This window comes from Clostridioides sp. ZZV15-6597, assembly GCF_020657815.1.
Classification (GTDB): Bacteria; Bacillota; Clostridia; order Peptostreptococcales; family Peptostreptococcaceae; genus Clostridioides.
The window spans coordinates 1-10,976 of record NZ_JAGWCT010000122.1 but is presented as its reverse complement, the minus strand read 5'-3'; the positions used below and the strand labels follow the sequence as shown (position 1 = coordinate 10,976).

At 28.2% G+C, this 10,976-nt stretch carries 10 protein-coding genes; all 10 read right to left on the bottom strand.

Annotated elements, in window-relative coordinates; all coding sequences use genetic code 11:
- Window positions 1–217: 217 nt before the first annotated feature.
- The 10 genes from KGF52_RS18440 to KGF52_RS18395 all read right to left on the bottom strand — a co-directional run bounded on the left by KGF52_RS18440 (window position 218) and on the right by KGF52_RS18395 (window position 10,693).
- Window positions 218–1,045, bottom strand: coding sequence for a polysaccharide deacetylase family protein (locus KGF52_RS18440; RefSeq protein ID WP_227841189.1), 828 nt, complete (start codon window positions 1,043–1,045; stop codon window positions 218–220).
- Window positions 1,046–1,093: 48 nt separating this feature from the next.
- Window positions 1,094–2,530: a [Fe-Fe] hydrogenase large subunit C-terminal domain-containing protein gene (locus KGF52_RS18435; protein ID WP_227828312.1), complete on the bottom strand. Its 1,437-nt coding sequence runs from the start codon at window positions 2,528–2,530 to the stop codon at window positions 1,094–1,096.
- 83 nt (window positions 2,531–2,613) lie between these two features.
- Window positions 2,614–3,486 (bottom strand): FUSC family protein, encoded by an 873-nt coding sequence (locus tag KGF52_RS18430; RefSeq protein ID WP_227433692.1) that lies wholly within the window; start codon window positions 3,484–3,486, stop codon window positions 2,614–2,616.
- A 157-nt stretch (window positions 3,487–3,643) separates the two neighbouring features.
- Entirely contained in the window at window positions 3,644–4,297 is a 654-nt protein-coding gene (gene phoU, locus KGF52_RS18425) for a phosphate signaling complex protein PhoU (RefSeq protein WP_227828311.1), read from the bottom strand.
- A gap of 27 nt (window positions 4,298–4,324) precedes the next feature.
- The gene (pstB, locus tag KGF52_RS18420) at window positions 4,325–5,089 is read right to left on the bottom strand and encodes a phosphate ABC transporter ATP-binding protein PstB (RefSeq protein ID WP_227828310.1); all 765 of its coding nucleotides are present in this window, start codon (window positions 5,087–5,089) and stop codon (window positions 4,325–4,327) included.
- An 18-nt stretch (window positions 5,090–5,107) separates the two neighbouring features.
- The gene (pstA, locus tag KGF52_RS18415; protein WP_227828309.1) at window positions 5,108–5,932 is read right to left on the bottom strand and encodes a phosphate ABC transporter permease PstA; all 825 of its coding nucleotides are present in this window, start codon (window positions 5,930–5,932) and stop codon (window positions 5,108–5,110) included.
- Between the two features lies 1 nt (window position 5,933).
- The gene (gene pstC / locus KGF52_RS18410; RefSeq protein ID WP_227433688.1) at window positions 5,934–6,851 is read right to left on the bottom strand and encodes a phosphate ABC transporter permease subunit PstC; all 918 of its coding nucleotides are present in this window, start codon (window positions 6,849–6,851) and stop codon (window positions 5,934–5,936) included.
- Between the two features lie 340 nt (window positions 6,852–7,191).
- The gene (locus KGF52_RS18405) at window positions 7,192–7,872 is read right to left on the bottom strand and encodes a response regulator transcription factor (protein WP_227433687.1); all 681 of its coding nucleotides are present in this window, start codon (window positions 7,870–7,872) and stop codon (window positions 7,192–7,194) included.
- 49 nt (window positions 7,873–7,921) lie between these two features.
- Entirely contained in the window at window positions 7,922–9,937 is a 2,016-nt protein-coding gene (locus tag KGF52_RS18400) for a sensor histidine kinase (RefSeq protein ID WP_227841188.1), read from the bottom strand.
- 78 nt (window positions 9,938–10,015) lie between these two features.
- Entirely contained in the window at window positions 10,016–10,693 is a 678-nt protein-coding gene (locus tag KGF52_RS18395; RefSeq protein ID WP_227841187.1) for a response regulator transcription factor, read from the bottom strand.
- Window positions 10,694–10,976: the final 283 nt, after the last annotated feature.

Genomic DNA, 10,976 nt, shown 5'->3' with positions numbered 1-10,976 from the left:
ATCTATACTATTTTTTTTACATTATTTTGTTTTATATAGTCAATAATTATTCTATTACTTTATTGACATTTTTGCTACTATTTTATCAATTTTATTCTAGCTTCACTTTATATGCTATTTTCCTATATGACATTTTAACTATAATATTTTAAATGTCATTAAATTATGTATTATATTTTATAAATGCTTTATTGTATTTTATATTTTTTAAAATTTACTATAGGTTTTCTTGCCAGAAGTTTTTAGGCATAACATTCTCTGTGATTGGCAATATAGTATATCCTCTTTCTTTTAAAATTCTTATCATATTATTTAAAGCATTTACGCTTTGTTCTTTTTCATGAATTAATACTACTAATTCATCTCTTTTTCTTCCATAATATAAGATATTACTAACTATTTGACTTGTGGACGATTTCCAGTCTTGCGTATCTAAATTCCAATCCCAAATTAGGTAATCATTTGCCATAAGCTTATCGTATGAACCTTCTGGCATATATGGCTTACTTCCATATGGTAGCCTTATTAATTTTGAGCTTTGACCAGTTATATCTTGTAGTGTTTTATTACATGTGTCAAATTCTCCAACTGTTATTTCTGGACTCTTATACAACTTATGTATATCATGACTTACACTATGAAATCCTATTGAATTTTTTTCTTCTAAGACTCTCTTCACCTCTTCTTTGTGGTTTTTCATATTTTGATTAAGCATAAAAAATGTCGCTTTGACATCATTTTCTTTTAAAATATCGAGCAATGCATTTGTATATTTTGATGGTCCATCATCTATTGTTATGTACGCAACTTTTTCAGATGTAGCTCCTGGTCCTTTCCCCTCTTCTTGAGATGTTTTATATATAATTTCTCCTAACGTATTATTTTGAGAAAGTAATTCTAATGTAGTTTTATCTTTTGTATTGAGATTTTCAACTGGAACATTGTTAATTTTTTCTTCTAATAATGTCCCAGTTAGAATTAAAATAGCTACAAGAAATACACGTATAATTACATGAAAAACAGTTTTATTATCTTTAATTTTCATCCCCCATATCTCCCTTTTTATAAAAACATAAACTCAAACTTAAGAAAATTATTTTTTATATTTATTGTCCTTCTTATTACTTTTTATGTCTCTACTAAATATTTTTTTTACTTGTTCTTCTTCTTTTTCTCCCAGTGATTCTACTCTCTTTATTCCCATAGAAGTTAAAAATTGTAGCACATTTAAATTATCAAATGGTGTTTCCATATTTGTACTTTCACTGTATTCATCGACATTCTTAGTACCTTCTTCTACACTTAAAATACGCTTAGGACCTCCCACACAACCTCCTACGCAACCCATTCCTTCTATGAAAGTAGCCTCTATCTCTTTATTTAAAACTTTCTTTAGACCATCCATACATTCTTTTGTTCCTTCAAATGCTTTTTCTTTAAACTTTATATTTTTATCAATTCTTCTAACTGATAATTTAACAGCTTTACTTACACCCCCTGTTCTAGCATAAACTCTACCTGAAAGAGATGCTTCTACTCTATTACTTTCATCCATTACTGCTGGATTTAGTTCTAATGCATCAAATATTTCCTGTAATTCTTTAAACGTAAGCACAAAATCAACTGCATCCTTTATATCTTCCAACATTGCTTCTTTCTTCTTTGCCATACAAGGGCCTATAAATACAACTTTAGCCTCTGGATTTAAAATCTTTACAGCTCTACCACAAGCAATCATAGGTGACACAGATGGTGATACCTTATCTAATATTTGAGGAAAACTATTTTGTATTAAGCTAACCCAAATAGGACAACAGCAACTAGTTATAAAGCATCCTTCTTCATCATTTTTCATATGCTCATAATAGTCATATGCTTCTTTTGCAGTAAGCATATCTGCTGCTAAAGCAACCTCTATCATATCTTCAAATCCTATCTTTTTTAATGCAGTTCTTAACTTACCAGGACTTACATCTTTTCCAAATTGCCCTACAAAAGCTGGTGCGACTATTGCATATACAGGACTCTTTATATCTTTTAATAGCTTTATCATCGGTATAAATTCTATCTTGTCTGATATTGCACCCAATTTACATCTTGACACACAATCACCACAGGCACTACATGTATCTTCCTCATTACAATTAATATGCTTATTTCTTATCTTGCATGACTCATCTTCTTTATTATTTTCATCACAATATTTACAAGCATCTGATATTATAGATATTATTGGTCTTTTTACTTCATCTAAATTTACAGCTTCGTGCAGTGCATCTTTTAGGTTTTTATCTGTATCTCCTGTTACATCTAATCCCATAGTTACCCTGATTAAATTCACCATAGTATCTTTATCAAATTGCTTATCAAAATGACTATCTAAATTTTCTTTTAAGTCTTCACTTAAAATTTTTTCAGGCAAGTTTTCAATATCTTCTGTATCCTCATTCCATACTGCCTTTACAAGTTCTCCAAAAAGCTTCATTTTGTATCTTTCTAATATTTTAGAATTTTCATTTATAGTATTCATAAAAAATAGTACCTCCGTAAATTAAACTTATATATGTTTAATATTTACAAAGATACTATTTTTTATTTATTATTTATTGACTATTATTGATATGACTTATTTAATTTTTTCAATAATTCTATTTCAAGCATTATTTTCATTAAATGATAGTTAAACACTGGACTTTTTTCTTCATCTACATTCCAATCCAGTTCATCCACACCATATGTTTTCTTAAGGTACTTATATGTATGCTCTTTTAAATAGAGTTTGTTTTCTAGTAACTCTATAGATTGCATGTGAAAGTGGATTTCTCTACATATCCTTAAGGCATTTTCTATTTTTTCTATATTGGTTTCACTTAAACTATAGTCTAACTCATCGATAAGTTTTGAATATATTTCTTCCAATTTCTCTACTTCTTCTTCAAATTTTTCTACGTCTAGATTTTCTTTTCTAAGTATTTTTTCTTCAATAAGCAACATTGAAAGTTCTTCTATTTTTTTAAACTCATCTATAACACTATTTAGGTAGTTTGGTCTAGCAACATAATAATTAACGAGTACACCAAATAAAACTCCTACAGATGTATCTAATACCCTGTGTAAAGAATAGTATACGGGGTCATTGTTTCCCACACCTAGATGTATGGCTAGAAAAGTGACACAGGCAACAACTACTGACTTTATTTTAAACAGATTACATAGATATATTGAACACATTACACCAAGACCACATAAAAATGGGTCTCCCGCTTTGGTGATAGCAAATAAAAATCCTATTATACCACCTAAAATAGTACCTTCTACTCTATTGATTCCTGTCTTTAAAGAACCTTTCACTGTGTCCTGAACAGAAATTATACATGCTACTAAAGAATAAAACATATTCTCAACTAAATAATTACCAAGAAGCATACATAAAGTTACACTAATTCCTGTCTTTATAGTCCTCATACCCATCTTTTGAAGTTTCAAATTTCCACCTCCTAAAAGCACCTTATATAAAATACGCATCCTCATATTTAATATGTTCCTAGTATATCACAATTTTTTAAATTTACCCATTAATCGCATCTTTTTAACAATTACATTTTAATTTAGACAATAAAAAAACTGCTATAAAGCAGTTTTTTTATCCTATCTCTACCATTTTACCTTCAATTGCAAAGATTATTTTTTCACATACGTTTGTTATATGGTCTCCAATTCGTTCAAGGTATCTTCCTATAAGTAAAAGTTTTACTCCTTGGTCTATCGTATTTGAATTTTCATGCATTATTTTTAAACAATCAATTTGTACTTGCTCATACAAATCATCTACAATATCATCTTTACTTCCAACATTATAAGCTATACTTGCATCAAATGATATTAAAGCTTCTCTAGTTTGAGACATCATATTCTTACATTCCTTTGCCATTTTAGGAATATCTATTAACTCTTTTATATACGCTTCTCCACCTATTTTCAACATTTCTCTAGCTATATTTGCTGCATAATCTCCAATTCTTTCTAATTCTATTGATATGTTTCCCAAAGAATAAATAAATCTTAAATCCCTTGCCATTGGTTGTTTAAGTACTATTAATTCTATACTTTTATCTCTTATTTCTTCTCTCAATTTATTTATTTTTTCATCATCTTCTACTACTTTTCTTGCACCTTCTAAATCTTTCTCTATCATACAAGTTACAGACTTTTCTATTGCCTCTTCACATTTTTCCATCATAAGTACTGTCTGTTCTTTTAAAGTATCAATACTTATATCTAAACTATTATTGACCATTGTTTAACTCCTTTATAGTTATATATTTTAACCGAATCTACCTGTTATATAGTCTTCTGTTCTTTTATCCACAGGAGTAGTAAACATAGTTTTTGTATCACTAAATTCTATAACCTCTCCATTTAGGAAAAAAGCTGTTTCATCTGATATACGAGCAGCTTGTTGCATATTATGTGTAACTATGACTATTGTATAGTCCTTTTTTAAATCTTCTATAAGTTCTTCTACTTTTAATGTTGAAATTGGGTCTAAAGCAGATGTAGGTTCATCCATAAGTATAACTTCTGGTCTCATAGCAATTGCTCTTGCTATACATATACGTTGTTGTTGCCCTCCAGATAATCCTAATGCAGATGACTTAAGCCTATCTTTAACTTCCTCCCAAATAGCTGCTCCCTTCAAACTTTCCTCTACTATCTTGTCTAGTTGCTTTTTATCTCTTAACCCATGTGTACGAGGTCCATATGCAACATTATCATATATACTCATAGGAAATGGATTAGGTTTTTGAAATACCATTCCTACTTTTGTACGAAGATTTATAACATCATCTGAAGTATAGATATCTTCTCCATCAACAGAAATATTCCCTGTAATTGTTACATTTTCTATTAGGTCATTCATTCTATTTAATGTTCTTATAAAAGTAGATTTTCCACATCCAGATGGACCTATTAAAGCAGTAACTTTATTTTCTTTTATATCCATATTTATTTTATTTAGAGCTTGCTTGTCGCCATAAAATAAATCCAAATCTTTTACACTCATTTTTATTTTATTGATTAATTCCATCATTCACACCTCTTAAATTTAATAATTAGCCTTATTTAACTTCTTAGCAACAAATCTTGCTAACATATTTAATACTAATACAATTACTATTAAAACAATACCTATACTAGCTGCTGTTGCTATGTCTCCACTCTCTTTAGTTAGTAAATATGAGTGTACAGTTAGTGTTCTTGCACTATCAAATATTCCTCCTGGCATCTTAGCTACAGTACCTGCTGTAAGTAGTATGGCAGCTGATTCTCCAATTATACGACCAACTGACAATATTACTCCTGATAGAATTCCTGGTACTGCACTTGGAAGTACTACTTTATATAAAGTTTGAAATTTAGTAGCTCCTAGTGCTAGAGATGATTCTCTATATGATTGAGGAACTGTCTTTAAAGCTTCTTCTGTAGTACGAATTATTACTGGTAATATTATTATTGCAACTGTAAGTGACCCTGCAACTATTGAATATCCCATTTTTAAGGTAACTACAAAGAAAATTCCTCCAAATAATCCATAAACTATGGATGGTATTCCTGACAAACTTTCAGTTGCAAATCTTATAGCTGTAACTGCTTTTCCTTTTTTAGCATATTCTTGTAAATATATAGCTGCTAAGATTCCTATTGGAGTTGCTACAACTATAGAAACCACTACAGTATATAATGTTGTAATTATCATTGGGAAGATACCACCATCACCTGATGCTGAATAATTACTAAATAAGAAATTAAAATTCATATTTCCGATTCCCTTTATAAATATAAATCCTACTATAACTACTAGTGATACTATTGTAAATAATGCTGATAGATATACTAATAATTTCAATATATTCTCTCTGAACTTTCTCATCTTAATTTACCGCCTTATTTGAAAGTTTATTTAAAACTAAATTTAAAATTAATATAAATGTAAACAATACTACTCCAGTTGCAAATAACATTTCTTGATGTGTCCCAAATGCGTATCCCATTTCAAGTGCTATATTAGTTGTAAGTGGTCTTACACTATCTGTTATAGAAGTTGGCATAACTGGTGAATTTCCTGCAACAAGTATTACTGCCATTGTTTCTCCTAAAGCTCTTCCTACTCCTAATACTACTGCAGCTAATACTCCAGACTTTGCAGCTGGTAATACAACTTTAAATATTGTTTCTATTTTTGATGCACCAAGTGCTAATGAACCCTCTTTATATGCTTTTGGTACTGCTCTTATAGCTGTTTCTGATACAGATATTATTGTTGGTAACATCATTACTGCTAATACTATTATTATTGCTAATAAACTCTGTCCTTTTGGAAGATTAAATATACTTTGTATCATTGGAACTATTACTGCAAGACCAAACACTCCATACAGTACTGAAGGTATACCTGCTAGAAGTTCAACTGCTGGTGACATTATTTTTGCTAATCTTTTAGGTGCTACTTCTGCTATAAATATAGATGTTAATATTCCAATCGGTACTCCTATTATAAGTGCACCAATTGTAGCAACTATTGATGCTGCTATCATAGATGATATTCCAAACTTATTAGCTGAAGGAACCCAATCTGCACCTGTTAAAAAATCTATAAATGAGTATCCCTCAAATATAAAAGGTCTTAACCCTTTATAAAATACAAATCCTATTATCAAAAGTAAACTTGCAACTGCTACTAAAGCACTTAGTAGAAATATATTTTTTGCTACTTTTTCAACTATATATTTTGTCTTATTTCCATTATTGTCATTTTTTTCTAAACCTACTAACCTAGATTTTACTATCATAATATCCTCCCATTAAAATATACCTAATTGATTTTCATTCTGTATTTAAAATTTAAATTTTTATAAGTTCGTCATTATTAAATTTTCTATATTTTTATTCTACTTTTTTTAAGTTAAATCTATATTAGGTTTAAGTTAAACAAGTGTAAAATTATATTCACTTTTTTAACATTAATTTTACTTTTTGGACTATATTTGACATTTACTTTACAATTTAACTATATTTGACGACAATAAAATAGCAGATATAAGTAATAATACGTACTACACGTAATTTATTATTTATATCTGCTATTGAGATTTGTTAACTAGATTTAACCTTTTATAATCTATATATTTATTATTCCTTATTAAAGTAATATCCTGCTCCTCTTATTGTTATGATTTTTTGAGGATTTTTGTAATCTTTCTCTATTTTCTTTCTCAGTCCATTTACTGCAACTACTACACTATAATTATCCTCTAGATAATCATTTAACCATACATGTTCATATATCTCTTTAGTAGTTAAGGTCTTTTCCGGATTCTCTATAAAATAGTTCAACAACTTATTTTCTGTTGGAGTTAATTTTATTATTTTATCTTCTAATTTTATTACTCCACTTGTTCTATTGTATTCTTCTAATCTTGTATTACTTTCATTGTTATTTATGTATGAATTTACTCTTCTTAAAATTGCTTTTACCTTTGCATATAGTATTTCTAAATTTAAAGGTTTAATTAAATAATCATCACCACCAGAATTTAAAGCATTTAAAATACTTTGGTCTTCATTTATATAAGTCATATAAACAATCGGGCACGTAGTTACATTTCTAATCTTTTTGCATAAAGTCCATCCATCACCATCAGTTAAGATTATTTCTAAAAATATCAAATCGTATTTATTGCTAAATATTTTTCCAATAGCTTCTTCACAGTTATACGCCAAATCTACATTTATTCCTTTTTGCTCCAAGAAATTTTTTAATTCCTGGCAATTATTCTTGTCTCCATCTATTATTAATATCTTAGTTTGCATTATAATCACTCCTAAATATCATTATTCTTTTATATTAAATAACCATTTATTATAAAAAACATAAACTTAATTTTATTGTAAAAACAGTTCCTTTTCCCAACTCTGAATCTACAAAAATCTCTCCATCATGTTCTCTTATAATGGATTTAACAATATATAATCCTAAACCTTGACCTTTTGAAGTACTATTGTCCCTTTCTGTAAAGAATCGGTCAAATATCTTTGGTATATTTTCTGCTGGTATCCCTTTGCCATTATCAGAAATTTTAATAATTGCAAATCCATCTTCTTTATTCACTGACAAAATTATTTTCCCATCAAATGGAGTAAAGCTTAAAGCATTGTAAATTAAATTTTCAAATGCTCTAGCCAATCTTTCTTTATTTACTTTTGCATATATTTTTTTATCTAATATATAAACTTCAAAATTTACACCACATGCTTGTGTATCTGGTAAATTATTTTCATATACCTCCCTAATAAAGTCATTTAGGCATATTTTTTCACTAAGGCCAATTTTTTTGTCTTGTGATGTAAATTCTTGTAAACTACGTACTCTATTTTGCACTTCATTTGATTTTTGGTTTATGGCATAAAGATAGGTTTTTGTCTCCTCATCTACATGAATATTCCCAATCTTTATTAAATCTATAAATGCCTGTATAGCTGAAACAGGTGCCTTTAAATCATGTGCTACGTCTGCCAAGAATTTTTTACGTTCATTTAATAGTGTTGTAAGTTCATTAGTTCTTACTTCAACTTCATGCTCAAGATTTTGTGTGAGTTTTTCATTTTCTTTTATTATTATTCTATTTCTATTTATCATCATAATAGAAAATAAAATAACTATTAAAAACCCACAGTATTCTGTTTGCCATCCTGTAAATATAGGTTCAAACCTATTACTAGTCACTACATCAAATAATATACTGACACCAAACACTATGTCTGCTGAAACTAAAATATAGGAGCTTAATTGCTCAGAGTATGTTTTTTTATAAATTGAAACTATTGAAGACATCAATATATAAATAAATACAACGTATTTATATATGTCTATTAATTTTCCATAGATATTAACAAAGTATATATCATATGGAAGAAGAATAACTGGTATCACAATGGATATGATACACATAGTAATTCCTAATGGTAAAATTAAAAATCTATATACTTTATTTCTCTCAATTTTGGATATGTTTCCATTTATACAAATAATACATAAAACTGCTATAAAATATGATGAATCTTCAACTGCATATGTAAAATTCACTAAAGGAAACCCCATTAAATGTATAAAAGGGTATGACACATGTATAGCAAAAAAAATACACATACATCCAAAGTATAAATATAGCTTGCTTTGTTTTGAAAGTGCCCAAACAGCTAGAGAAAATATAGCTATTGCAATAGTTGTAAAACAAATGATACTATAAAAAAGTAATCTATAAAATATCATATTACTTACATCTTTTGTTTTTCCTAATGCAGGTGGATAATACAAACCGCTATAATAATGTGAGAAATTGGACACATTGATTATAATTTCTGTATCTTTCTTTGCAACAAAACTTACTACTGTGTTTTTAATTTTAGGTCTATATCTTTCTGTACCTATATCTCCCAATTTAGAGACCATCTCACCATTTATCCAAACTTCACTTGAACAAAAAATTTCTGGAAGTTCTAGGCTTAGTACTTTGTCTTTACCTTCATTTTTTATCCTCATGCGATAAGTTGCATTTCCATATGGCGACTGTTTTTCTTTTCTCATAGAAAAATCTGGATATTGTCCTATAAAAATGTATTCTGGTTTTATGTGTTTCTCTATAAAATCTTTTGGCTTAAATATCTTATGGTTGTAAAATTCCCAATCATCTATTAAAAAAACAAGTTTATTTTTAGAAAAGGTATCCTCATCTATAGTTAAAATTCCATCACTCGCTCTAATAGACTTATATGTATATTTATTATCATATTTATACAGAAAATTTAATCCTGTTATTGCCAACAGAGAGACTATCAATACAATGAGAGTTCCTTTTAATACATTAGACTTTTTCATTGCATTAACCACATCTCTTTCTTTTGTAGTAATATTAAATGATAAAACAAGAATTATTTATTGCTTACATTATCTTACTTATGGTACAAACTTATATCCTTTTCCCCATACGGTTTGAATATATTGATGCTCTCTGCTTAAAGAATTAATTTTTTTCCTCATCTGTGCAATATGAACTTGTACAGTATGTTGGTCTCCAACATCAGGCATTTTCCAAACTTGATTATATATCTCTATTTTTGAAAATACTTGTTCTTTATTTTCAGCTAAAAATAATAGTATTTCAAACTCCATGGTGGTTAAGTCAATACTCTTTTCATCAAATGTTACTTTTCTTGAATTTACATTTATTACTAAAGATGAAAACTTTAATACATTAGGAACTGATGTAATGTTTTTATATTGCCTCATTCGAGCATAGATTCTAAGTTCAAGTTCTTTTAAGCTATACGGTTTTGTTATGTAATCGTCTCCTCCAGATAAAAAACCTTGAACTCTTTCCTCTTCATGTTCATAATTAGATAAAAATATTATAGGTATGTTAACCTTTTCTTTTATAGCATTACATATTTTATATCCATCTAAATCTGGTAATGCAATATCTAGTATTATACAGTCTAAAACTATATTGTCTACTATCTTCATTGCACTTTTGGCAGTCTCTGCTGTGTATACATTAAAACCTATGTTAGAAAAGTAAATTTGATTTATGTTTAAAATATCAACATCATCATCTACAACCAATAAGTTATACATTACACCACTCCATTCAAAAATATTTTAATCATAATCTAAAGTTACAAGTATTACAAATTATAATGTTTTACCTTTTATCTAACTAATATTATTATTTTATAATATCTTTACAAACTAGACTATAAAACTTAAGTATTTTTGAATAATTCTTGAACATTGTCTTAAATATTAAGCATTCATTATTAAATACTAATCAAAGTCTCCGATTGTTGGAAAAATGGAACTTAAAGTCATTATATATCATCAAGATAAGATATTTATAGAAACTTGTCCATTAGCCAGC

What these genes read in the sequence shown, in the direction of transcription:
- phoU (WP_227828311.1), bottom strand. Translation starts at nt 4,297, where the DNA reads ATGGTCAATAATAGTTTAGATATAAGTATTGATACTTTAAAAGAACAG.
- KGF52_RS18395 (WP_227841187.1), bottom strand. Translation starts at nt 10,693, where the DNA reads ATGTATAACTTATTGGTTGTAGATGATGATGTTGATATTTTAAACATA.
- KGF52_RS18435 (WP_227828312.1), bottom strand. Translation starts at nt 2,530, where the DNA reads ATGAATACTATAAATGAAAATTCTAAAATATTAGAAAGATACAAAATG.
- KGF52_RS18440 (WP_227841189.1), bottom strand. Translation starts at nt 1,045, where the DNA reads ATGAAAATTAAAGATAATAAAACTGTTTTTCATGTAATTATACGTGTA.
- pstA (WP_227828309.1), bottom strand. Translation starts at nt 5,932, where the DNA reads ATGAGAAAGTTCAGAGAGAATATATTGAAATTATTAGTATATCTATCA.
- KGF52_RS18400 (WP_227841188.1), bottom strand. Translation starts at nt 9,937, where the DNA reads ATGAAAAAGTCTAATGTATTAAAAGGAACTCTCATTGTATTGATAGTC.
- KGF52_RS18405 (WP_227433687.1), bottom strand. Translation starts at nt 7,872, where the DNA reads ATGCAAACTAAGATATTAATAATAGATGGAGACAAGAATAATTGCCAG.
- pstB (WP_227828310.1), bottom strand. Translation starts at nt 5,089, where the DNA reads ATGGAATTAATCAATAAAATAAAAATGAGTGTAAAAGATTTGGATTTA.
- pstC (WP_227433688.1), bottom strand. Translation starts at nt 6,851, where the DNA reads ATGATAGTAAAATCTAGGTTAGTAGGTTTAGAAAAAAATGACAATAAT.